Source organism: Streptomyces sp. RLA012 (genome assembly GCF_056270325.1).
In genome coordinates, this window is the sequence record NZ_JBWDPA010000002.1 from 962,530 (window position 1) to 984,255 (window position 21,726).

The following is a 21,726-nucleotide window of genomic DNA, read 5'->3' on the forward strand; positions in this document are numbered from 1 at the left end:
TATGCGCCTTCCTGAGGCACCGCCCTGGGTACTCAGCAGGCGTGCCAGCTGCGGTGCCTCGCTCGGCGTGGGCCGCCAGGATGTCCTCGGCGAAGTTCTCGGCAAACCGCAGCCAACGTAGTCAGCGCCGCGGGCAGGCCCGCACGACCAGCTCCGTCGCCAAGGATCTGGCGGCGTTCGTGGAGTGGGTCAACACCGAGTGCCAACACCGCGGACGCACCGACCTCATCCCCGACGACGGGCGCGGCCACCTCACGACAAGCCGCTTCCGGCGCACCCTCGCCTGGTTCATCCGGCGCCGACCGCGGGGCCTGATCGCGGCCTCGATTCAGTACGCCCATCTCCACACCCGCATGCTGCAAGGCTACGCAGGCACCTACGAGTCGGGTTTCCCCGACGAATACGCCTTCGAGGACTGGCTCTACCGCCTGGAGAACCTGGCGGAAGACGAACAGGCACTCTCCCAGGGAGAGCATGTCAGCGGTCCCGCCGCCGACGCCTACCGCTACCGGGTCACCGCAGCCGGCCGGGAGTTCGCCGGCCGCGTCCTGACCAGCGATCGTCAGGCCCGCGACCTGCTGGGCAACCAACTCCTGCAGATCCATCACGGCATGGGGATGACGTGTGTCCTCAACCCGCAGACCGCGGCCTGCCAACTCCGTGGAGCGGTCGACGACCCAACGGTCACCCCGGACACGGACGACTGCCGCCCCCAGTGCGTCAACCTGGCCCGGACCGACCGCGACATCGCACACGTCGAACAGCAAGCGCGTCACCTCGCCGAGATCGTGGCCGATCCCCTCGCCCCGCCGATTCGTCACGCCCGTGAACAGCATGAACTGACCCGCCTCAAGCAGATCATCGAGGCGCACGAGAAGGGACGAGGGCAGCAATGACCACGTTCTCGATCGACGACGAGACCGATCCGGTCCGGAGAGCGATCGTTGCCGCCATGAACCGGCTGTTCACCGGGAAGGTCCAACGATCCAGCGGGCGGCTCAACGTCTGCCAACTCGCCATCGAAGCCGACGTCAAGCGATGGCACCTGACCCATCAACACCTCGATCTCAAAGAGCGCTTCCAGGCCCACGTCGCCCAGACAGAATCGCAGAAGGCGACACACCTTCAGGACGCGGACGCCCTCACCGAGCTCCAGCAGAAACACGCCGAGCTCCAGGCACACTGCAGATTCCTCGAAGCCCGGCTCCACACCTACGCGACGGCCCTCAACCTGCTCTCCCTGGAGAATGCCGCGCTCTGCGGACAAGACGCGGAAGCGACCAAGGTCCGCACCCTGCCTCGCCCCTCACCCCACCTGCCGTGATTGGAGGTGATCGCGACGGCCTCAACGATCCCGGCTCGGACCGTCTCAAAACCGTGCCCCACGCCGCTGTCACGCTCCCATGCCTCTGTCAGCCGACCTGGAGGGTGGCGGGAGTGCCACAGCCACCTCCGCCCTGCTCAGCTTCGGCATTCGTGCCGGTCACAGGCGTGGTCTTGGGTGGTGTGGGAGGGGCTTCGGGAGCAAGTCGGCTCCCGCATGGCTCCCGAGCGGGGATACGCGTGGCTCATCACTCGTTCGAGTCTGAGATCCCACAAGCCACTTCGTCTCAGTGCCCGGCGGCGTAGCTTCGGATGGTTGGCTCGGGCCCCGGTCCCTGGTGAGGGCTTTCGCAGCCCATCCATTCGTGCACCTCACCAGGGATCGAGGGCGTCATGCCCAACCCTCCGCCAACATCACTGCTCGATACCCAAAGTCATGGACTCAGCGTCCTTGCCACACTGCACGGCGAGATTGATCTGCTGACGGCGCCGGTGCTCAGTGCCCTGTTGGCGCCACTGACCGTGTGCGCTCGGCCGGATGTGCTGGTCGACCTCCGGCAGGTCGCCTTCATCGACGGAACGGGCATCGCGGTCCTCGCGGTTGCTCGCGATGCCGCTACCGCGCACGACGGGCGCCTTCGTTTGATCTGTACGCACCCCATCACGCTGTGGATCTTGCTTCATCCTGGGCTGGGATTCGGCTTCGATGTCCTCGAGGGCCTCCCTGCAGCAGCTTGATCAGGCAGGGAGGGAGTGTCGCGGGAAGAGGTCCGGCCAGGAGGGGCCTTCGGGGCTCTCGGCGGTGGCCATCAGGCGCGTGGCCTCGGCTTTGGCTGTGTGGGGCGGGATGACCAGGAGGTCCCATCTGCCCCTGCCGGGTGCGAGCAGGCAGAGGGTGTCCGGGGTGTGCAGACCGGCGGCCCGGTGCAGCTGGATCACGTGATTGGCGATGAGGATCCGGCCGGGGAAGGCGGACCACATGGCGGCGTTCACGGTCACGTGGGCGATCTGTGGCCAGCTGTGCGGCAACGCGCGGATCAAGCGCGGCAGTTCAGCGGTCAGGTCGTCGGATCGGGGCCACCAGGCGCCGTCGATGTGCCGTGGACCGTTTCCTGACGGTGCCAGGCGCAGACGGAGCGGGCGAAGAGATCTCAAGGGCCGAGGTGTCGTGGCCATGGGTGCAGGTCCTCCAGTACGGGAAAGCGGTGTCTGGTCTGTAAGGGGGCGAGTGCCCTGGGAGCCGGATGGAGCGGCGTACCGGTCGGGGTGGAAGCCGACCGGTACGCCGATGCCCTTGCAGCAGGCGAGAGGTGGCCCTGGTCGAGGTGCGGCCAGGGCCGAGGGTGCGGGGTCAGACCTGTTGTGGGACCGGGCCGGGCCTGTGGTTCGGTCCGGGATCGTGACCCGGCTTGGTGAGGCCCGCCGGGTCCGGAGGCGTGGGTAGGAACGGTGCCGGCACCGCCGTGGCGGCTGCGGATTCCCTGCTGAGGAAGGCACCCAGTTCGCCGATGGTGCTCATCAGCGGGGCGGGGAAGACGACGGTGGTGTTCTTGTCGACGCCGATCTCCACGAGGCTTTGCAGGTTGCGGAGTTGGAGTGCCAGGGGGTGCGCCATCATCGTGTCCGAGGCGTCTCCGAGTGCCGCGGCAGCGAGCGATTCGCCTTCCGCGTTGATGATCTTCGCCCTCTTCTCCCGCTCCGCCTCGGCCTGCCGGGCCATCGCGCGCTTCATGCTGTCGGGCAGCTGGATGTCCTTGAGTTCGACCAGGGTGACCTCCACGCCCCACTCGGCGGTGGCGACGTCGAGGATCGCGCGGATGTCGAGGTTGATGCGGTCGGTCTCCGACAGGGTCTCGTCCAGCGTGTGGCGGCCGACGACCTTGCGCAGGGTGGTCTGGGCGATCTGGTTGGTCGCGGCGTGGACGTTCTCGATGGCGACGACCGACTTCACGGCGTCCACGACGCGGAAGTACGCGACGGCCGAGACGTCGACGCTGACGTTGTCGCGGGTGATGATGCCCTGCGACTGGATCGGCATCGTGACGATGCGCAGCGACACCCGGTGCAGGACGTCGACGATCGGAACGATGGTGCGCAGCCCGGGAGTTCGCGTTCCGGCCAGGCGTCCGAGCCGGAAGAGGACCCCTTCCTCGTACTGCTTGACGATCTTGAGGGCCATCGCGAGCCCCAGTAGGGCGAGCAGGCCGATGACGACGATGAGGATGATCAGGAGCTGCATGTGCGCCTCTATTCGGCGGAGGCCGTGCGGTCAACTGCACGCCCCAGGAGGGAAGTGCCTCGGGTCAGCGCTGTCCGTGTGCCCGGCGGATGCGGCGCCGTGGGCGCAGGCGCCCTCGGCCCCCGTCCCGGTGATCGCGGCGCTCGGGAGCGGAGGACGGCCGGGGCGGGGCCGGGAGCGGTCGTGCGGTGCTGCCGCGAGCGCCTCGGCCGCCGGGCTGAGAGTGGCTGTAGTGGTGCAGTGCGATCCTGTCGGCACGCTGGGCGTTGAGCCGCTGGATCACGTACGCCGCTCCAACGATCAGGATCAGCAGGCCGCCGACGGTCAGGGACGTGTCCATGACGATCACACCCCTGCTTTCGGACGGCCGGCCAGGGCCACGGCGGCCGCGTGGGTCGAGGACGCGCCGCCCTCGTACTCCCACGCCTCCTCGGGGTTCTGTACCCGGCCGGCGGACGAGTCGCCGTGGCGGGCTTCTTCCACGGCCATCAGCGCGCTCGCGGTCAGCGGCGCCCCCGTGGGGTCGCTGGCGGCGGCCATCAGCCGGGCGGCGGCGGCAGGGCGGGTCTCAGGTGGGATCACCAGGAGGTCCCAGCGTCCGACGCTGTAGGAGAGCAGCAGGACCTTGTGCGGGTCGAGCTCCGGGGTGAACCAGCCGACCTTCACCACGTGCCCGTGGACGGGCACCTTGCGCGGGATCACGGGCCAGTGGGCGGGATTGACGGCGATGCGGGTGATGCGCCCCCAGTGCGGGTCCAGCACGTCGGTCAGATCGGGCAGTTCACGCAGCAGGTCGCGGGAGCGGGGCCACCACGCGCCGTCCAGCAGGCCACGGGGGGTGCCCGGGGCTTTCAGCGAGAGGCGGGCGGCCGGTACGGCGGGGTCCGTGGGAGCAGGCTGATGGTCGCGGACATGGCGCGAACCCGTCTCCAGGCAGCTGTCCGAGGGCAGTTGGCTGGTGTATTTGCTCACCGAGAACGACTAGGGCGCGATGGCCGGTGTGCGACATGCTCTCGGTATCTCCAGGTTACTCCCCGGTCAGGCGCAACGGACCGTGCGAAGCAGCCGAGTTCGCATGCCTCCGCTCCTGGGGTGCGTGTCACGACTCGTCCCTGGCGTCACATGACCGGAAGCACGGGGGCATCGCGCTCCTTTGGTGGGAGGCTGGCCGCACGGGAGTTCCGGCCCGGGACGATCGGGCCGGACGGCCGCCGCTCCCCCTGGGCGACGGCCGTGGGCGCGAGGATGCGAGGCCCCCTCGCCGCGTCCTCACGCGGTCCTCCACGGCAGCGGGGACCCGGGAAGATCCCGCCGCGGTCCCTGCGGGGAGGACGGAGGCTGGAGCCGTGTCGTCGGCGATACGGCTCCGGCCGGGCTTCGACGGTGTGCGCCGGCTCATGGGCTGGGAGCCTGGGGACCGGTGGATGGCGGTGATGCATACATCACCGTCCGGCCCATCTGCCCCTCGGGCAGCGTAGGGCGGGAGCCGTGAGCTGTGAAGGGCACACGACCGGCGCACTCGGGGCTCCCGCATCTGCAGCCGACTACCAGCAGAGGTTCCCAAGAGGCTTCTGGCGGCCTGGGCCCCGACCGTGGGCTCACTCGCCGCTGCCGTGGGCCTTGGCGTATCGCGCCCGAGTTCACCGCCTGGGCTGGGACCGGCTAATCCCTGATCGCACCACAGTGGCATGCGCGGTGCCCATCCAGCGGAGCATCACCGCCGGCAGCGACGGCTCTCCCGAAAGCCCGGACTCCGCCGACTCAGATGCGGTGATCATCTGACAGGGACCGGATAGCACCAAGCTCGCCGCACACCTGTTCAAACCGCTGCCGGAGTCTTTGATTCTCTTCCCGGAGCGGGAGGCTCTCCGCGACCAACTGCCGAGCGCAGTCCTGAGCAGCCTCGGCCCGTTCCCACAGAAGGGCCGTTCCCGTCCATGCGCACCTCGCAGCAGCGGTGCCTGGGCGATCCATGGTTCAGCAGACCTCGTTTCACTGACTGATCCCGCCGAAGCGGGAGTCAACCACTATGTGATCAGTGAAGAGGCTGCCGGGGAGGCGGACGCTGCCCAGCCGCCTCAGGTCGCAGCCGTCGGATTGGCCGATTCGGCGGCGCGGCGGTATTCGGCGTTGATGCGCTGCGCTTCCTCTAGCTGGTCTTCGAGGATGACGATGCGGCAGGCGGCCTCGATGGGAGTGCCCTGATCGACGAGCTCCCGCGCGCGGGCCGCGATGCGCAACTGGTAGCGGGAGTAGCGGCGATGCCCGCCCTCGGAGCGCAACGGAGTGATCAGGCGGGCCTCGCCGATCGCGCGGAGGAAGCCCTGGGTGGTGCCGAGCATCTCGGCGGCCCGGCCCATGGTGTAGGCGGGATAGTCGTCGTCATCGAGCCGGTTGAACGAGTCGTCTGCTGTCATTGCACCTCTCTGTGGAACGCGCTTGAGGGGCCCTGGTGCCATATGGCACCAGGGCCCCGAAGGAACTGCTACACCATCTGCCGACCCTGGTACTGCGCCGGCCTTCTGTTTCCGCTGACCCGACCTGGAAGATGTCGGGGCCGCGGGGATCGCGATTGCTTGACCGGAGACCACCTCACTATCGATGTCCTGCGGTACCCGGGCTCAGCGATTCCGCCCGGGCGATCCTGATGGCGCTCGGCTCCTCCGTTCTTCCCTCTTGATCAACTACTTACCGCAGGGGACTGCGTACTGCTCAGTGGCCTGCGGTAGCGCCACTCTTCGACAGTCAGCCCCGTCGCCCGTCCTTCATCTGCTCTGGCTTGGAACCCCACTGCCGAACTTCCCGGTGCGCGCGCCCGCAGCCGATGCCTTCACCGAGGTGCTGCTCACTCAACTTCACTGCTGGGTACTGCACTTGCGGGTACTCCGGTACTGCTCTCGGCGGCCCCTGATCACTGCGGGCCGCCCGGTCCGGTCGTCAGCCCCGCCGCCGTCCTGCAACAGCCCTGGCTTCGGAACTCCACCACCGCACCGTCCTGTGCACTGCGGTTACTGCTGCCCGCCAGTTCGTGCCTGCCGGGCCCTGCTCGATCTCGGCTACGAGAGAAACCATAACCACACCACCACTCAATGTCTACTCCAGCCGACACAGATTTCCGTGTGTGCGGCGGAGAGGTAATCGAGCCCTGGCGAGTCAAGGGGGCGGGCGCGGGGCGGATAAACAGGCGGGACCGGGTGTGGAGGGTGAAGCTGATGGACACGTTGTGCGTCCGTGTCACGACCATCCGCTCCGTGAACCGCCGGCCATGTTCCTGCGGCGACTCAGGCGGCAGGTGTCAGGTAGCACGGGATGATGTCGCGCCGTACGGCGGATGGGCCGTGCGGCGGGTGAACAGCGGCTCGATCAGGTGCCATTCGGCGTCGGTCATGTCGGAGGGGTAGCGGGGCTGTGGCCTTGGCCCCTGCCTGCAGGCCCCTGACGTGAGCCGGGAAAGACGCGGGCGCCGGGTTCGTACGGATCGGGAGCCTCGGCCTGGCGGGCCAGAAGGCCGGTTTCGGAGATCACCCCGGTCACCTTCTCGTCGCCGTCGACCACGGCCGTCCACTGATCTGGTGCGTAGCGAGGAGCTGGGCCACGTCCTGGTTGTCGGGCCCGCCCGTACGGCGTCCGCCGTCATCACCGGACCGGTCTTGCTGTGCCTCGTCTCGGCCTCCTCGCGGCCCAGTGGGCGCCAGCCCGTGGGCCCGGCCCCAGAAGGGGCATCGCATCGGCCTCGTTCACCGGCTGCTTCCTGCCAGGGCCCGACCCCTACGGGAGCGCTGTGGGCAGGACGGACCCGACCGAGGCCAGTACGCACCTGGCTCGAACGTCCTGGAGGTGAAACGGTCCAAAGTAGCGTCCCGCGCAGGGCGCTTCGGATCGAGGAGGCACCGTGGACAAGGACCGGCTGGCAGCCGTGGACACTCACTGGCGCGCCGCGAACTACCCGGCCGTCGGCCAGATCTACCTGATGAGCAACCCCTTGCTGGCCGAGCCGCTGCGGCCCGAACACATCAAGCCGCGCCTGCTGGGCCACTGGGGCACCTCACCCGGCCTGAACCTCGTCCACACCCACCTCAACCGCGTCATCCAGGAGCGCGGCATGGACGCGCTCTGCGTGTGGTGCCCCGGCCACGGCGGCCCAGCTGTCCTGGCCAACTCCTGGCTGGAGGGCACCTACAGCGAGACCTATCCGGACATCGGCCGGGATGCGGCAGGCATGGAGAAGCTGTTCCGCCAGTTCTCCTTCCCCGGCGGCGTCCCCAGCCACGTCGCCCCCGAGACGCCCGACTCGATCCACGAGGGCGGCGAACTCGGCTACTCCCTCGCCCACGCCTACGGCGCCGCGCTCGACAACCCGGACCTGCTGGTCGCCTGCGTGATCGGCGACGGCGAGGCCGAGACAGGGCCGCTCGCCGCCTCCTGGCACTCCAACAAGTTCCTCGACCCCGTCCACGACGGCGCCGCCCTGCCGATCCTCCACCTCAACGGCTACAAGATCGCCAACCCCACGGTGCTCTCCCGCATCCCCGAGGCCGAACTCGACGCCCTTCTCACCGGATACGGCCACGAACCGCTGCACGTCACCGGCGACGACCCGCACTCCGTCCACGAGGCGATGGCCGCCGCCATGGACCAGGCCCTGGAACGCATCGCGGCCATCCAGGACACCGCCCGCGCCGGTGGCTCCGGCACCCGCGCCCGCGCCCGCGCCCGCTGGCCGATGATCGTGCTCCGTACGCCCAAGGGCTGGACCGGCCCCGCGAGCGTGGATGGCCAACCGGTCGAGGGAACGTGGCGATCCCACCAGGTCCCCCTCGCCGCCGTACGCGAAAACCCTGATCACCTGGCCCAGTTGGAGGCATGGCTGCGCTCCTACCGTCCCGAGGAACTCTTCGACACCGACGGCCACCCCACCGAGCAGGTCCTGGCCTGCATCCCCGTTGGCACCCGCCGCCTCGGCGCCAGCCCACACGCCAACGGCGGCCTGCTCACCCGCGACCTGCCCATCCCTCCCCTGGAGCACTTCGCCGTCCCCGTCGACAAACCCGGCACGACGCTCCACGAGCCCACCCGCCTCCTGGGCGGCCTGCTCGCCCAGATCATGAAGGACACCGCCGATCGCCGGGACTTCCGGGTCATGGGCCCGGACGAGACCGCCTCCAACCGGCTCGACGCCCTCTACGAGGCCACAGGCAAAGCATGGCAGGCCCAGACCCTGCCCACCGACGAACACCTCGCCCGCGACGGACGGGTGATAGAGATCCTCTCCGAACACCTCTGCCAGGGCTGGCTGGAGGGCTACACCCTCACCGGCCGCCACGGCCTGTTCTCCTCCTACGAGGCGTTCGTCCACATCATCGACTCCATGGCCAACCAGCACATCAAATGGCTCAAGACGTCCCGCCAGCTGCCCTGGCGGGCCCCCGTCCCGTCCCTCAACTACCTCCTCACCTCCCACGTGTGGCGCCACAGTGCCGCGGTGGCCAAGCAAGGGCCCGCCGCGACAGTGGCGCAGTCGCCCGTGACCTGGAAGGCCGGACCAACATGTGTCCGCAGTGACGCCAGGTAGGCGCGTTCCGCCCGCCGGTCCGGCGGGTATGGGGTCGGCGCCCGGGCTGCCGAAAGACACCGCCCATCGCGCCGCAGTCGGCCGGTGCGCTTTGGCCGACTCCACGCGGGTCAAAGCCGATCACGTCGTACGAACGCCGCACGCCCTCGGGGAGTTGGCGCGTTTGGTGACCGCGTGAGGTAGACCGGATCCGCCAGGGCCGCCGGGGTTGACCAGCAGGATGCCGCGGCGCTCTGCAGGCGTGCCGGAGGCGGGTACACGCGAGACCGCCACCTCGATGCGCGCCGAGGGCGGTTCCAGTCGAAAGGGATGCTGATCCGCCCGCACTCGACGCGGTCCGGGGCCGCGGGCCTCGGCATGGCGTCGGGCCAGGCGTCGAAGTGGAGGGCCTGCGGTTCGGGGGCGGTGGCCTGCGCGGGGGCGGCGGGCAACAGGGCCGCCCCGGCAGCGAGGACACACAGCAGGGGGTGGCGCACCGTGTCGGCGTTGCCGCCGTCCGGATCCGTGAGCTCGGCGTAGCCGCCCTCACCTATCGGGTTCTCCTGAGTGGGCGATCTTCGTGAGTTCGTTGAATGTGTCCACGTCGCCGTCTGCGGCCTGGCGCAGCAAGGCTTGGATACACGGGCTGTGAGAGGTCCGGCTGAGAGGTCTGTCGGGCGATTGCGGCTGCCTCGCGTCTCGACTCCGGGACGTCAGGCGGTGCTTCAGCGGTGATCGCTGCCGGCTTGGCGGAGTCGGTCGGCGTGGCGGCTGATGGTGTCGATGCGGGTTGCAAGGTCGGGGTAGTTGGCCTTGAGGTGTGTGTGGGTGTCAACAAGTGGGGCGATGAGGTTGGCGGCGTCGTTGTCGGCGAGGGCTTCGGCGAGCCGGGCCAGGGGCGTGCGGGCACGAGTGGGGAGGTCGGTGAGGGCGGTGATCTGGCCGGCGAGTTGGCGTAGTTCGGCGGCGTTGGTCCGGGCCCAGGCGGTGATGGTGCGGTCGGCGGCGCGGCGGTTGCGGGTGGCTTGTACGCGCTGTTCGCCGGTGGTGCCGGGTGTGCCGGGGCGTACGCGCAGGTAGCGGCGTTCGGCGGCCTGGCGGCTGGCGACGCCCAGGGGGTGGGCGAGGTCCGCCCAGCTGGAGCCTGCTGCCCGGGCTGCCTCGATCAGTCCAGGTTCCCATCCGGCGAGTTGGTCGCGCAGTTCACGCAGCAGGAGGAGTGCGGCCAGGGCCTGGTCCGCACTGGCTTGTCCGTCCTGCGGGTGCGCTCCGGTCTGGGGGGTCTGGGCGGTGCGGACGGCTTCGTTGATCGTGTTCAGCACTGCCGCGGCGGCGTAGAACGAGGTGGGGTCACGGGGCTCGGGGGAGGCGTTCACGGAGATCCTCTCGGATTGTCATCCTTTGGACGACACTTCACTTGTCATCGTTTGGATGACATGTTACAACGGTGTCAGACGAAGCGCATTGGCAGTTCCTGCCAGACCTGTGGAGGTGTATTCGCGATGTTGATGCGCACCGACCCGTTCCGCGAACTCGACCGGCTCGCCCAGCAGCTGACGGGTGTGACCGGTACCTGGTCCAGGCCCTCGGCGATGCCGATGGACGCCTACCGAGAGGGCGAGGAGTACGTGATCGCCCTCGACCTGCCCGGTGTCGCGAAGGACGCGATCGACATCGACGTCGAGCGCAACATGCTCACCGTCAAGGCCGAGCGCCGCCCGGTCGTGAAGACCGACGACGTACAGATGGAGCTCTCCGAGCGGCCCCTGGGTGTCTTCTCCCGCCAACTGGTGCTGGCCGACACCCTGGACACCGAACGCATCACGGCCGACTACGAAGCAGGGGTGCTGACCCTGCGGATCCCGATCGCCGAGCGCGCCAGGCCCCGCAAGATCGCGATCGGCGGGCAGTCCGAGCACAAGCAGATCAGCGGCTGAGGAGCCAGCTCCCCGACCGCGCCGACGGCGGAGGACGGGCATCGATCTCCCCCTCTGGTCCCGTCCTCCGCCCTACGTCCATCACACAACGACGTAAAGGGGCAGTGGTGGCCATGCGATGGGAAGCATTCCTCGACCACGTTCAGGAACGCGGCGAGTACACCACACCCCAGGAAGCCGAGCGGGCCGCGCGCACCGTTCTGGCCCTGCTGGGCGCGCATCTGGTGGGTGAGGTCCGGGCAGAGCTGGCCGCCCGGCTCCCGGAGACCTTCTCCCTGGTTCTTCTCAACCCGCAGCAGGCCACCGAGCCGCTCCCGCCGGAGCGGTTCCTGCGGGCCACCGCGGCGTGGATCGAGGGAGCCACCGAACAGACCGCGGCCTGGGACGCCAGCGCCGTACTGAGCGTGACCGCCGATGCGGCGGGCGAGGAACTCACCCGCCGCATCCTGCTCCAGCTCCCCCCGGGCTACGACCTCCTCTTCGGCCGTCCCGAGCGCGCCTGAGCCCAGGAACGCGTGACCCCCTCATCAATTCAGCAGAGCCGGCCGACGCTCACCCCCGCCGGCCCTTCCCACAGGCGAAAACGCCCTTGCACGAGAAAGGCAACCACTCCCCGATGCTTCCGCTGCGTGAACCGGCTACTGCCCGACCCGGCATGACGTTTCACCAGATGCTGGAAAGAATCCGGTACGAAGGCGCGTATCCGACCCGGGAGCGGGCCGAGGACGTCACGCGTGCCGTGCTGGGGGCCCTGGGCCGTCAGCTCACCGGCGACGAACGCGTCGAACTCGCCGCTTGTCTCCCCTCCGAGGCCGCCCTCGTGTTCACCAGCCAGATCCCCGACCTCCAACCGCTCACCGGCTGGGGCTTCGTCAAGGACCTGGCCACCCGCACGGGTACCACCCCCGCGGTCGCGCGCTGGGACACCGGAGCTGTCCTCGCCATCGTCGGCCGCATGGCGGGGCCCGGTCTCCTGGACCGCATCCTCACCCAGCTCCCGTCCGGATACGCGCTGCTGTTCGGCCGCGCCGAACTCACCCAGGCCGCCTGACCGTTCCGGGTGGGAACAGGCGGGGACAGCAGCCGTGGCTGAGGACGCGGCTTACGGTGAAGGGGCTCCGGCGATGTCGCCGCCGGAGCCCTGTGCGGGCGCCAACAGCCGTGTGAAGCGAACTGGGAATCCTGTCGCCAGCTGCCATGGCCTGCGGGTCAGGCATCCGCCGTGCGGCGCGGTTCGACACCGGCCCGGTGTTCCTCGTTGATGCGCCGGGCCTCTTCGAGCTGGTCTTCGAGGATGACAATGCGGCAGGCAGCCTCGACCGGCGTGCCCTGGTCGACGAGTTCGCGAGCGCGAGCGGCGATCTTCAACTGGTAGCGGGAGTAACGGCGGTGGCCGCCCTCCGAGCGCAGGGGCGTGATCAGGCGGGCTTCACCGATCGCCCGCAGGAAGGCGGGTGTGGTGCCGAGCATTTCGGCGGCCCGACCCATGGTGTAGGCGGGGTAGTCGTCGTCATCGAGACGACTCAGAGAGTTTTCTGCGGTCATTCGCACCTCTGTCGTGGGAACGCATCGGGGGGCCCTGGTGCCGTACGGCACCAGGGCCCCGAGGGATTTGAACACCATCTGCCGGCCTACTGCGGTGCCGGCCTTCTGTTTCCGCCCGCTCTCCCGGGAGAGGGAAATACGTGCGGGGATCGCGTATGCGTGACCGTGGGACCACCTTCCGTTCCGGGGCCTGCCGTACCCGGGCCGACTACGTCCTTGCCCGGGCGATCCTGATGGCGTCTGCCTCCTTCTCCTCTTCCTGATCCATCTCCTTGCACCTGCGTACTGCTGGCGGCCCCTGTGAGCCGCCCAGCCCGGCAGTCAGCGAGAGGACCCAAAGATTCCGCCGGCCCCGCCGCTCTACTGCCGTGCCACTACCTGCTGGTGCGCGGCAGTTTCGTGTCTGCCGCGCCTTCCTGACTTCCTGGCTACGGGCAAGACATTAACCCCCGTGATCCTGAATGTCTACTCTCGCCATGACAGATTTTCTGCATGCTGCAATGGCGGTGTTCTGTCGTCCAGGCATGCCAGAAAGCTGTACCGGGAGGTGTGGGAGTTGGGCGTGGGGGCAGGTGGAGGCAGGGAGAGGGGCACACCGCCTGGCACTGCAAAGCAGGACAACCGATACACCAGGACACGAGTGGCGGCCGTGGCTTGCTCCGAGGCCGGCGTGAGACGGCGGGGCTTCCGCGTCTCTCACGGTCTCTCACGGGTCTCTCACGGTCTCTCTATAGCGGGGGCCTGCATGAAGGCGGACCACATCGTGCCACGAGGGCCGAAACGGCACAGGTCACGACCCGGCTGAGCACAGCGCTCGGCACCGGGCGACGTGTAGCGCCACGGTCAGCTATCAGGTCAGCGAAGCATCTCGGGCCGCGCGACGAAGCGGGCAAGATCCTCGGCAGCACCGCGGGTCAGGCCGGCGACCATCGCCTCCGGCAAAGTCGTGATCACGGCCCGCAGCCGCGCGCCGGGCTCTGGCAGCAAGGCCCAGGCCGAAGCAGGGGCATTGACGGCAGCGAGCAGCAGGTCGCCCTCGTAGAAGCAGGCGTCGAGCAGCGGCTCCTCGATCAGCAAGCGCACGGCGAGTGGAAGGACGTAGGGCAGGGCCACCTGCCGTGAAAGGAGAGTGCGCAGATCCGCCGCACTGAGTTCGCCCAGGGGCACGCGCACTCATGCACTGTGCGCACCAACAGGGTCGCGTCAGCGGCAGGAGGCGCCCACCGGGGTGGGTCCAGCTCATCGAGCGTGCGGTCGAGGTACAGCAGACGGTCCATGGGGCCTATGTTCACCGAAACAGGCAAGGACTCTCAGAATCAGGTCACTACCAGCAGTTTGTTACGGGCGTCCGGTCCGTCCAGGTGCAGGATGGTGCAGATCTCGCCGCCGCCGAGGACGTCGACCCAGATGACATCGGGGCGGCCGGACCAGGGTGGCGGTGATGGCACTGATCCGGTCAGGTCGACAGCGGATGCGCAGGGCCAGCGGAATCAGATCGGGGAAGTGCACGGGCTTGCGCACGACCGTGGCACGCAGCGTGCCGTCGCCGAACAGCGGTGCCGCACCGCGCACGACCGGTGCGCTCCGAGATGCCCAGGACACGGCCGACCGTAGGACACGAGGCACGCGGGGCGGCCAGCCAAGCACCAGCGCGTTCGGATCCAGCGATCGACAGCCGCTTTCCGGTTCACTGCACGGCGTTCCGTCGAGGCCGACTGCGATAGCCGACGGGCGCGGCGCGCTGTGGCATCGTGCGGCCGCCCGGTCGGGAGCCGTGGCTCAGTCGTGCGCCCCTGCGCCGTGCAGCAGCGTGTCGATGACGAGTCTGGCCAGCGCGTCCGGATCCTGTGCGGCCGGATCCTCTTCGGCGCCGGGCCTGTTGAGAGCTTCGCCGAGGAGGGCGTAGTACACCTGCCGCGTCCATTCCAGGTCCGCGTCTGGGGCGAGGAGTCCCTCGCGTTTGGCGCGGGTCAGGAGTTTGAGGGTGTGGGCGTCGATCTCGTCCCAGAGGGCGGCGGCGGCTTCGGTGTGTGCGTTGGCGTGGCTGAGGGTGAAGCGCCAGGCGCTCTTGACCCGTAGCACGTTCGCGGTCACCCGATACAGGGCGACGAGCGCGGGAGCGGCGTCGGGGCGGGCCTCTTCGATGGCGTCGATGAGCTGCTGCTTCGCGGATACGGCGAGCGCCTCCAGGAGTGCCTGCCTGTTCGCGAATCGCCGGTGCACCGTGATCCTGGTCAGCCCCGCGGCCTCGGCGATCTGCTCCATCGAAGCACCCGCATCCTGGGCGAGGACCCGCTCGGCCGCCTCCAGAATCGCGCGCACACTGCGCTCGGCATCTGCCCGCAGTGCTCGGCCCATGTCTGTCTCCTGTCTCGTCGGCTCACGTCTTGACCCTCTGTAGAGGATACGTGAACGCTACAGGTCCCCCATCAAATGATTCGCCAGTGTTGCCTCTATCGCGGGAACTGATACATTGGTGAAACCGATTGGGGGTCGCCCCGGTCCCGGAACCAGGAGTCCAAGATGACGACAACACGGCCGGTAGCCCTCGTGACGGGTGCGTCCTCCGGCATCGGAAAGGCGGCCGCCCTCGCGCTGGCCGCGGCGGGCTACGAGGTGGTCGGCACCAGCCGCAGCACCGCGCACGTCACCCCGCTCAAGGGCGTGACCTTTCTCGACCTCGACGTGACGAGCGACGCGTCGGTGGCGGCCGCGGTGGGAGAGGTGATCGACCGGTTCGGACGGATCGACGTCCTGGTCAACAACGCAGGCATCGGCTCGGCGGGCGCCGCCGAGGAAAGTTCCGCTGCGCAGGCGCAGGGCCTCTTCGACATCAACGTCTTCGGTGTCATCCGCATGACGAACGTCGTGCTGCCGTACATGCGCGCCCAGCGCAGCGGACGCATCGTCAACATCTCGTCCATCGTCGGGTTCATGCCGCAGCCCTACATGGCGGTCTACGCGGCCTCCAAGCACGCCGTCGAGGGCTACTCGGAGTCTGTCGACCATGAGGTCCGCGAGTACGGCGTGCGGGTCCTGCTCGTCGAACCCGCCTGGACCAGTACCGCGTTCGACGCGGCCAGCGTGCGTCCCGACCGGCCCCTGGACGTCTATGCCAGGCAGCGCCACGTCTTCGAGGAGTACATGGCCGGCGCGGTCAAGGACGGCGACGACCCCGCCGTCGTCGCCAAGGAGATCGTCGCCGCCGCGACCGACGCCAAGCCCAGGCTGCGCTACACCGCCGGCGCCATCACCGGACGCGTTCGCACGATGCGCCGCATGGTCCCCTCCCGCATGTTCGACCAGCAGCTGCGCAAGCTCAATCGCCTGCCCGCCGCCTGACACCCAGACCCCCGCCACCAGACAACAGCGACAGGAAAGCGAAGCTCGCCATGAGCACATATCTGGCAGACGCGGCCGAGGACCTCACCCTCGACGGTCCCTCCGCGACGTTCACCTACCGGCGCCTCGGCCCGACCGGCGGCACCCCGCTGGTCCTGCTGAACCGGGTCCGGGGAACCCTCGACTGGTGGGACCCGGAGCTCCTGGACCACCTGGCCGCCGAGCACGACGTGATCGTGTTCGACAACGTCGGCACCGGCTACACCAACGGCACCCCGCGCGACTCCGTCGAGGGACTCGCCGACGGCACCGTCGAGTTCATCGAGGCTCTCGGCCTCACGCAGGTCGACCTGCTCGGCTGGACGCTGGGCGGCACCGTCGCCCAGGACATCACCCGCCGGCGGCCCGACCTGGTGCGCAAGCTGGTCGTGGCGGCCGCCAACCCCGGCGGCACGGTGCCCGGCGCTCCCGCACCGAACGACAAGGTGCGGGCCACCATGACCAAGCCCGAGATCACCGGGGACGACCTGGTGTACCTGTTCTTTCCCGAGACGGACACCGGGCGCGCCGCCGGGTACGCCCACCTCGCCAGGGTGGCCACACGGCTGGCCACCGGGCTCGCCGACGTGTCCGAGGCGGCGGCCATGGGGCAGATCGCCGCGATCGCGAAGGACGCGTCGATCCCCTTCGAGCAGGTGCGAGCGGACCTGGCGAGCATCCGGCAACCCGTCCTGTACGCCACCGGCATGCGGGACGCGATGATCCCCGCCCTGGCCTCGTACACCGCCGTCCAGCACGTCACCGACGCCACCCTCGTCGCCTACAGCGACGCCGGCCACGCCTTCCTCTTCCAGCACGCCAAGGACTTCGCCGCCCAGGTGACGGCCTTCCTCGCCGACTGAGCAACGCCGTGAAACCGTCCAACTAGGAGATTCGTCGTGGAGTTGACCAGCGTTCCGGCGCGCCGGGAGGTCACCCCGCTGGAGTTGTTCTTCGACCTGGTCTACGTCTTCGCCATCGGTCAGCTGTCGCATCAGCTGCTGGCCCACCCGACGTGGACCGGCGCCGCTCAGACGCTCGTCCTCTACCTCGCCGTCTACGCGGCGTGGGCGTACACCACCTGGGCGGTCACCCTCGTCCCGGCCGAGGATCCACGGACCCGGCGGATGCTGCTGGCGGTCATGTTCGCGGGGCTGTTCATGAACGCCGCGATCCCGCGGGCCTTCGGCGACGCCGGGTGGCTCTTCGTCGCCACCTTCCTGCTGATTCACATCGGCCGGACGGTATGGCTGCTCACGGTCGGCCTCGACCCTGTCAACCAGGAGCATTTCCGCCGCGTCCTGGTCTGGTTCGTCGCCCCCGCCCCCTTGTGGGTGACCGGGGCTGCGGTCGACGGCGGCGCGCGGCCGGCGTGGTGGGCGGCCGCGATCCTGGTCGAGCTGGTGGGCACCTGGGCGGCGCATCCACTGCCCGGCCGCAGACTGGACTCCCGCGAGGTCACCTTCGCCGGGGGCCACCTGCTGGAGCGCGGACGCCTGTTCGTGATCATCGCGTTCGGCGAGACGGTCATGACCACCGGCACCGCACTCACCACCGCGCCGTACCAACCGATGACCCTGCTGACCAGCAGTGTCGCGCTCACCGGCACGGTCGCGCTGTTCTGGCTCTTCTTCAGCCACTCCGAGCGCGTCGTACGGCACTACCAGAGGACCGAGGACCCGATGCGGGCCGGACGCAGCGGCGTCATCAGCCTCATGGCCTCTGTCGCCGGGTTGATCGCCGTCGCCGTGGCCGATGAACGCGTCATCGCACATCCGACGGAGCACGCCGGCATCACCACGAACCTGCTGTTGTTCGGCGGGCCGGCCCTCTACATCGGCGCGCAGACCTGGCACGGGGCAACCCTGTTCGACGACCTGCTCTGGTCACGGCTGCTCGCGCTGTCCGCTCTGGTCATCGGCTGCGCCGTCACGACGACAGCCCCGGCATACCTGGCGGCCGTCATCGCCGCCGCGATCGTCGTCTCCCTGGCCATGTTCGAAGAGCGCCGTCCAGCGGGTGACGCGCGTGCGAGGCCGATCCCATCAGGCCCCCAGGTCGCTGACGGGAACACCTGACCTACGGCGCCCGCGGCGGGCCTGCCCGTCGGCAGTGGCAGGCCGTTCGGTGAGACCAGCGCGCCTTCCTCATCCACCCTGTTCACCCCATTCGCCGGGAGGATTTCATGGGCATGTACGTCAGTACCGTCATCGTCAGCGGAGCCGACCGGGGCCTTCGCCTGGCGCTCACCGCTGAGCCGTCAAGCCGTGGCGCCTCCGTCCACGCAGGTGCCCGCAACGTCGACCGGGCAGTGTTCGGGCACGGGTCGACCGGCGTGCGGGAACGGGTGGCCCGGTCCGGGGGCGGGACGCCATGACGGAGGTCGGCGTATTGGTCTGTGACGCCCAGCAGTTGATGCGGGCCGGACTGCGCATGGTGGTGGACAGCCAGTCGGATCTCACGGTCGTCGGCGAAGCCGGGGACGGCGAGACTGCTGTGGCGCAGGCACTCACGCTGCGCCCGGACCTCGTCCTCATGGACGTGCGGCTGCCGCGCCTGGACGGCATCTCGGCCACCGCACAATTGCGCGCCGCCCTGCCCGACACGCGAGTGCTTGTCCTCACCACCTGCGACCGGGACGAGTACGCCTACGCGGCGCTGTGTGCGGGAGCGAGCGGCTTCCTCGTCAAGGACACACCGACCGCCGAGCTGCTCGTCGCCGTCCGCGGTGTGCTGCGCGGCGACGCGGTGATCGCCCCCTCGGTGACACGGCGGCTGATCGACCGGTATGTCACGGGCGCCGCCGCTCCCCTCGCCGGCAAACGCCTCGACGTGCTCTCCGACCGGGAGCGTGAGGTGCTGGGCCTGGTCGCCCGCGGGCTGAACAACGCGGAGATCGCCGGGAAGCTGTTCCTCGGCGAGACCACGGTCAAGACCCACGTGGCCCGCATCCTCGCCAAACTCCGCGTCCGCGACCGGATAGAGGCCGTCGTCGTGGCCTACGAGAGCGGACTGGTTCGTCCTGGCGGATGACCCCGTCGGGCGCTCGGGATGGTTTCCGACGACACAACCGATACCTAGGTTCTGGACATGTCGATCATGCGGGAGTTCCTTCGCCGCCCCCGGCTCACCGGCGTCGTCGCTCCCAGCTCCCCCACACTCGCGCAGGCCATGACCTCCGGTCCGGATCCGATCGGAAGGTCACCGGACCCATCTGGGCCTTCAGATCCGTACGGCGGCCGGCCCGGCTCGACGACGTCGCCGGGTCAGGAATAGCTCCACTCCCGCGCGCCCCGCAGAACATCCGTACGCGGAGCGCACGGCAGGTTCAACGCGCCGGGGAAACCTCCGGCCCGACTCAAGGAATTGGCATGTCTTCAATCAATCGACGTACCCGTATCTCCCGGCGGACTGCGATGGCGCTGGCCAGCGTGTCGGTCGTCGCGGCTGTCGTGGCCACGGCACCGAGCATGGCCAATGCCGTGAACTCCAGCTCCAGTGGCACGCAGCACTCGGTCGCCCAGACGCAGAGCGCGGAGAGCGCGAGCACTGCCCCCAACCTGCGGGTCAAGGCCGCCAACGGCGTCACCTACCAGTACCGCCGCTTCGGCCACCCCAGCGCCGGCAGTGTGCCCCTGGTCTTCCTGCAGCACTTCCGCGGCACCCTCGACAGCTGGGACCCCAAGCTCATCGATACCATCGCCGCCGAGCGCGAGGTCATCCTCGTGGACAATGTCGGCGTCGGCGGCTCCACCGGCACCACCGCCAGCACCGTCCAGCAGATGGCCCTGGACGCCATCGACTTCATCGACGCCCTCAAGCTGCCCCGCTACGACGTGCTCGGCTTCTCCCTGGGCGGCGAGGTCGCCCAGGAGGTCGCCCTGCGCCGCCCCTGGCAGGTCCGCCGCGTCGTCCTGGCCGCCACCGGCCCCCAGGGCGGAGTGGACCAGCGCGCATCCGACCCCAACATCCTGCAGCGAACCCTGAAGGACAACCCCGGCCCCGAGGACTACCTCTTCCTGTTCTTCAAGAACACCGCCTCCAGCCAGGCCGCGGGAGGCGAGTTCCTGCAGCGCCTCGGGCAGCGCACGACCGACCACGACGCCCCCTCCAGCCTCGCCACCCGCGACCGCCAGCTCACCGCTTGGTCCGAGTGGGGTATCCCCGACAAGTCCAAGCTGGTGCGCCTGAACGCCCTCTTCCAGCCAACCCTGGTGGCTGACGGCGAGAGCGACATCCTCATGCCCGCCGAGAACTCCCGCCTGTTGGCCAAGTACCTCCCCGACGCCCAGCTGCACATCTACCCGGACGCCGGCCACGGCTTCCTCTACCGGTACGCCGTCAAGTTCGGCACCGAGGTGAACACCTTCCTCGACCGCTGACAGCACCTCCGCCGCGAGACGGTCGCCGGCACTGAGAGCACGGTGACCGGCGGCCGTACCCACGACGTCATCGTCTCCGGACTGCCGTGGACCGTCATGACGCACGAGCGGCAGCGCCGGATCCTCGGCGCAGCCGCCGGCGTACGTGCACCGCGCGCTCTCGCCGGTGCACAGGAAGTCAGCGGAGCCGGCACGCGGAAGGTAGCGCCTGACGGCCGATGAGCAGCCCGTTCTCTACGTCGGCGGCATGACCCACAGCGACGCTCGTGACCGCTCACCTGGCTCTTCCCAAACGCCAAGGACTGCACCCATCCAGGGGACCAACATCCTCACCGGCTGACGAACGTCGACCGGAACCAGACCCCGCACGCATCCCCTCAGCACTGGAGCACAGCATGACCCAGCACAGCATGTTCAAGATCGAGACCGTGGCGCCGAAGATCCGCAGGGTCACCTTCTCGAATCCGCCGGTGAACGTCGTCGGCGCGGACACCGTCGTCCAACTACTCGATGTCGTGGACGAGTTGAGCCGGGACGAGGAGGTCCAGGTCGTCGTCTTCGACAGCGGTACGCCCGGATACTTCTTCAACCACGCCGATCTCGGCCAGGTGCCCGAACTCCTGGCGCTGAACAGCGCGGACGGGACTCCGACGTGGGTCGAACTCGTCACCCACCTGACCAGTGCCCCGTTCATCAGCATCGCCTCCATCCGTGGACGCACGCGAGGCGGAGGCGACGAGATCACCCTGGCCTTCGACCTGCGCTACGCCAGCCGCGAGGAAGCCTTCTTCTGTCAGCCCGAGGTCGCGATCGGCATCGTCCCGGGCGGTGGCGGCAGCGACCGTCTGGCCCGGCTGCTGGGACGGGACCACGCGCTCGAAGCGATCCTCACCAGCGAGGACTACGACGCCGAGCGCGCCGAACAGTACGGCTGGGTGACCCGGGCCGTGCCCGACGCCGAACTCGACGACTTCGTGGGCGCCGTCGCAGCGCGCATCGCGTCCTTCGACAAGACGTCCGTGCTGGGCGCCAGGGCACAGATCAACCGGTCGACCCTGCCGCCGGTGGCTGACCTGCGCGCGTCCTGGGCGGAGTTCGCGGAGTCCGTCAACTGGCCAGGATTCCAGGCGCGCGTGCCGCAGCTCGGGAAGGCCATCGCCGAGATCGGTCTCGACGAGATCGAGCGCAATCTCGGCCACTACGCAGCCCTCATCAACCAGCAGGGATAAGCACCGGGGAAGCTGCCGAGCGCGTGGCCGCCGGCTGACCCACAGCCCATGCCTGGCTGCGCCAGGTGGTGCCGCACGGCAAGCGCCGGCGTTCGCCACTGCGGACCTGCGGCCGCGTGTCCCGCAACTGACTCTCACC

The 21,726-nt window shown here is 69.0% G+C and carries 22 protein-coding genes and 1 pseudogene; 13 read left to right on the forward strand and 10 right to left on the reverse strand.

The annotated features are described in order from the left end of the window. Window positions 1–41: 41 nt before the first annotated feature. The 3 genes from RV986_RS04810 (at window position 42) to RV986_RS04820 (ending at window position 2,061) form a co-directional block, all read left to right on the forward strand. Window positions 42–896, forward strand: coding sequence for a hypothetical protein (locus RV986_RS04810; protein WP_475916186.1), 855 nt, complete (start codon window positions 42–44; stop codon window positions 894–896). Next, on the forward strand, window positions 893–1,324 hold the full coding sequence (locus RV986_RS04815; RefSeq protein WP_099944122.1) for a hypothetical protein: 432 nt from the start codon (window positions 893–895) through the stop codon (window positions 1,322–1,324). Before RV986_RS04810 ends, RV986_RS04815 begins: the two co-directional genes overlap by 4 nt. Before the next feature lie 392 nt (window positions 1,325–1,716). Next, window positions 1,717–2,061 (forward strand): STAS domain-containing protein, encoded by a 345-nt coding sequence (locus RV986_RS04820; protein WP_099944121.1) that lies wholly within the window; start codon window positions 1,717–1,719, stop codon window positions 2,059–2,061. Here the strand turns inward: RV986_RS04820 and RV986_RS04825 are convergent, their stop codons facing one another. The 5 genes from RV986_RS04825 to RV986_RS04845 form a co-directional block, all read right to left on the reverse strand. Further along, the gene (locus tag RV986_RS04825) at window positions 2,062–2,499 is read right to left on the reverse strand and encodes a DUF5994 family protein (RefSeq protein WP_099944120.1); all 438 of its coding nucleotides are present in this window, start codon (window positions 2,497–2,499) and stop codon (window positions 2,062–2,064) included. 175 nt (window positions 2,500–2,674) lie between these two features. Then, window positions 2,675–3,562, reverse strand: coding sequence for a slipin family protein (locus RV986_RS04830; protein WP_099919928.1), 888 nt, complete (start codon window positions 3,560–3,562; stop codon window positions 2,675–2,677). 64 nt (window positions 3,563–3,626) lie between these two features. Further along, window positions 3,627–3,902, reverse strand: a complete 276-nt coding sequence (locus RV986_RS04835) for a hypothetical protein (RefSeq protein ID WP_099925294.1) — start codon at window positions 3,900–3,902, stop codon at window positions 3,627–3,629. 5 nt (window positions 3,903–3,907) lie between these two features. After that, window positions 3,908–4,534, reverse strand: a complete 627-nt coding sequence (locus RV986_RS04840) for a DUF5994 family protein (protein ID WP_475916187.1) — start codon at window positions 4,532–4,534, stop codon at window positions 3,908–3,910. Window positions 4,535–5,640: 1,106 nt separating this feature from the next. After that, the gene (locus tag RV986_RS04845; protein ID WP_329361045.1) at window positions 5,641–5,979 is read right to left on the reverse strand and encodes a MerR family transcriptional regulator; all 339 of its coding nucleotides are present in this window, start codon (window positions 5,977–5,979) and stop codon (window positions 5,641–5,643) included. A 1,475-nt stretch (window positions 5,980–7,454) separates the two neighbouring features. Here RV986_RS04845 and RV986_RS04850 point away from each other — a divergent pair. Further along, window positions 7,455–9,032, forward strand: a pseudogene (locus RV986_RS04850) (phosphoketolase family protein); the annotation flags it as partial. 806 nt (window positions 9,033–9,838) lie between these two features. Here the strand turns inward: RV986_RS04850 and RV986_RS04855 are convergent. Further along, complete coding sequence (locus RV986_RS04855) at window positions 9,839–10,489, reverse strand: type III effector protein (RefSeq protein ID WP_475916188.1); 651 nt, start codon at window positions 10,487–10,489, stop codon at window positions 9,839–9,841. A 126-nt stretch (window positions 10,490–10,615) separates the two neighbouring features. Between RV986_RS04855 and RV986_RS04860 the strand changes: the two genes are divergently transcribed. The 3 genes from RV986_RS04860 to RV986_RS04870 all read left to right on the forward strand — a co-directional run bounded on the left by RV986_RS04860 (window position 10,616) and on the right by RV986_RS04870 (window position 12,101). Then, window positions 10,616–11,050 carry an Hsp20/alpha crystallin family protein gene (locus RV986_RS04860; RefSeq protein ID WP_475916189.1) on the forward strand — a complete coding sequence of 145 codons (435 nt, stop codon included), beginning with the start codon at window positions 10,616–10,618 and terminating at the stop codon, window positions 11,048–11,050. A 107-nt stretch (window positions 11,051–11,157) separates the two neighbouring features. Beyond that, window positions 11,158–11,553 carry a DUF2267 domain-containing protein gene (locus tag RV986_RS04865; protein ID WP_475916190.1) on the forward strand — a complete coding sequence of 132 codons (396 nt, stop codon included), beginning with the start codon at window positions 11,158–11,160 and terminating at the stop codon, window positions 11,551–11,553. Between the two features lie 113 nt (window positions 11,554–11,666). Continuing rightward, window positions 11,667–12,101: a DUF2267 domain-containing protein gene (locus RV986_RS04870; RefSeq protein WP_475916191.1), complete on the forward strand. Its 435-nt coding sequence runs from the start codon at window positions 11,667–11,669 to the stop codon at window positions 12,099–12,101. A gap of 158 nt (window positions 12,102–12,259) precedes the next feature. Here RV986_RS04870 and RV986_RS04875 read toward each other — a convergent pair whose 3' ends face one another. The 4 genes from RV986_RS04875 to RV986_RS04890 all read right to left on the reverse strand — a co-directional run bounded on the left by RV986_RS04875 (window position 12,260) and on the right by RV986_RS04890 (window position 14,953). Next, window positions 12,260–12,595 carry a MerR family transcriptional regulator gene (locus tag RV986_RS04875; RefSeq protein ID WP_067385931.1) on the reverse strand — a complete coding sequence of 112 codons (336 nt, stop codon included), beginning with the start codon at window positions 12,593–12,595 and terminating at the stop codon, window positions 12,260–12,262. Between the two features lie 855 nt (window positions 12,596–13,450). Beyond that, window positions 13,451–13,768 (reverse strand): contact-dependent growth inhibition system immunity protein, encoded by a 318-nt coding sequence (locus RV986_RS04880; protein ID WP_475916192.1) that lies wholly within the window; start codon window positions 13,766–13,768, stop codon window positions 13,451–13,453. Between the two features lie 143 nt (window positions 13,769–13,911). Beyond that, window positions 13,912–14,043: a hypothetical protein gene (locus RV986_RS04885; RefSeq protein ID WP_329361051.1), complete on the reverse strand. Its 132-nt coding sequence runs from the start codon at window positions 14,041–14,043 to the stop codon at window positions 13,912–13,914. A 331-nt stretch (window positions 14,044–14,374) separates the two neighbouring features. Then, on the reverse strand, window positions 14,375–14,953 hold the full coding sequence (locus tag RV986_RS04890) for a TetR/AcrR family transcriptional regulator (protein WP_329361052.1): 579 nt from the start codon (window positions 14,951–14,953) through the stop codon (window positions 14,375–14,377). Window positions 14,954–15,118: 165 nt separating this feature from the next. Here RV986_RS04890 and RV986_RS04895 point away from each other — a divergent pair, with 165 nt between their 5' ends. From RV986_RS04895 to RV986_RS04920, 6 genes are all read left to right on the forward strand, one after another. Next, window positions 15,119–15,937: an oxidoreductase gene (locus RV986_RS04895; RefSeq protein WP_475916193.1), complete on the forward strand. Its 819-nt coding sequence runs from the start codon at window positions 15,119–15,121 to the stop codon at window positions 15,935–15,937. 50 nt (window positions 15,938–15,987) lie between these two features. Further along, window positions 15,988–16,839 (forward strand): alpha/beta fold hydrolase, encoded by an 852-nt coding sequence (locus tag RV986_RS04900; RefSeq protein ID WP_329361054.1) that lies wholly within the window; start codon window positions 15,988–15,990, stop codon window positions 16,837–16,839. Window positions 16,840–16,875: 36 nt separating this feature from the next. Then, window positions 16,876–18,054 (forward strand): low temperature requirement protein A, encoded by a 1,179-nt coding sequence (locus tag RV986_RS04905; protein ID WP_475916194.1) that lies wholly within the window; start codon window positions 16,876–16,878, stop codon window positions 18,052–18,054. A 295-nt stretch (window positions 18,055–18,349) separates the two neighbouring features. After that, on the forward strand, window positions 18,350–19,009 hold the full coding sequence (locus tag RV986_RS04910) for a response regulator (protein ID WP_475916195.1): 660 nt from the start codon (window positions 18,350–18,352) through the stop codon (window positions 19,007–19,009). A 338-nt stretch (window positions 19,010–19,347) separates the two neighbouring features. Beyond that, window positions 19,348–20,358 (forward strand): alpha/beta fold hydrolase, encoded by a 1,011-nt coding sequence (locus RV986_RS04915; RefSeq protein WP_475916196.1) that lies wholly within the window; start codon window positions 19,348–19,350, stop codon window positions 20,356–20,358. A gap of 395 nt (window positions 20,359–20,753) precedes the next feature. Beyond that, window positions 20,754–21,587, forward strand: coding sequence for an enoyl-CoA hydratase/isomerase family protein (locus tag RV986_RS04920; RefSeq protein WP_475916197.1), 834 nt, complete (start codon window positions 20,754–20,756; stop codon window positions 21,585–21,587). Window positions 21,588–21,726: the final 139 nt, after the last annotated feature.

What these genes read in the sequence shown, in the direction of transcription:
- RV986_RS04815 (WP_099944122.1), top strand. Translation starts at nt 893, where the DNA reads ATGACCACGTTCTCGATCGACGACGAGACCGATCCGGTCCGGAGAGCG.
- RV986_RS04820 (WP_099944121.1), top strand. Translation starts at nt 1,717, where the DNA reads ATGCCCAACCCTCCGCCAACATCACTGCTCGATACCCAAAGTCATGGA.
- RV986_RS04825 (WP_099944120.1), bottom strand. Translation starts at nt 2,499, where the DNA reads ATGGCCACGACACCTCGGCCCTTGAGATCTCTTCGCCCGCTCCGTCTG.
- RV986_RS04830 (WP_099919928.1), bottom strand. Translation starts at nt 3,562, where the DNA reads ATGCAGCTCCTGATCATCCTCATCGTCGTCATCGGCCTGCTCGCCCTA.
- RV986_RS04835 (WP_099925294.1), bottom strand. Translation starts at nt 3,902, where the DNA reads ATGGACACGTCCCTGACCGTCGGCGGCCTGCTGATCCTGATCGTTGGA.
- RV986_RS04845 (WP_329361045.1), bottom strand. Translation starts at nt 5,979, where the DNA reads ATGACAGCAGACGACTCGTTCAACCGGCTCGATGACGACGACTATCCC.
- RV986_RS04860 (WP_475916189.1), top strand. Translation starts at nt 10,616, where the DNA reads ATGTTGATGCGCACCGACCCGTTCCGCGAACTCGACCGGCTCGCCCAG.
- RV986_RS04870 (WP_475916191.1), top strand. Translation starts at nt 11,667, where the DNA reads ATGCTTCCGCTGCGTGAACCGGCTACTGCCCGACCCGGCATGACGTTT.
- RV986_RS04875 (WP_067385931.1), bottom strand. Translation starts at nt 12,595, where the DNA reads ATGACCGCAGAAAACTCTCTGAGTCGTCTCGATGACGACGACTACCCC.
- RV986_RS04890 (WP_329361052.1), bottom strand. Translation starts at nt 14,953, where the DNA reads ATGGGCCGAGCACTGCGGGCAGATGCCGAGCGCAGTGTGCGCGCGATT.
- RV986_RS04895 (WP_475916193.1), top strand. Translation starts at nt 15,119, where the DNA reads ATGACGACAACACGGCCGGTAGCCCTCGTGACGGGTGCGTCCTCCGGC.
- RV986_RS04900 (WP_329361054.1), top strand. Translation starts at nt 15,988, where the DNA reads ATGAGCACATATCTGGCAGACGCGGCCGAGGACCTCACCCTCGACGGT.
- RV986_RS04910 (WP_475916195.1), top strand. Translation starts at nt 18,350, where the DNA reads ATGACGGAGGTCGGCGTATTGGTCTGTGACGCCCAGCAGTTGATGCGG.
- RV986_RS04915 (WP_475916196.1), top strand. Translation starts at nt 19,348, where the DNA reads ATGTCTTCAATCAATCGACGTACCCGTATCTCCCGGCGGACTGCGATG.
- RV986_RS04920 (WP_475916197.1), top strand. Translation starts at nt 20,754, where the DNA reads ATGACCCAGCACAGCATGTTCAAGATCGAGACCGTGGCGCCGAAGATC.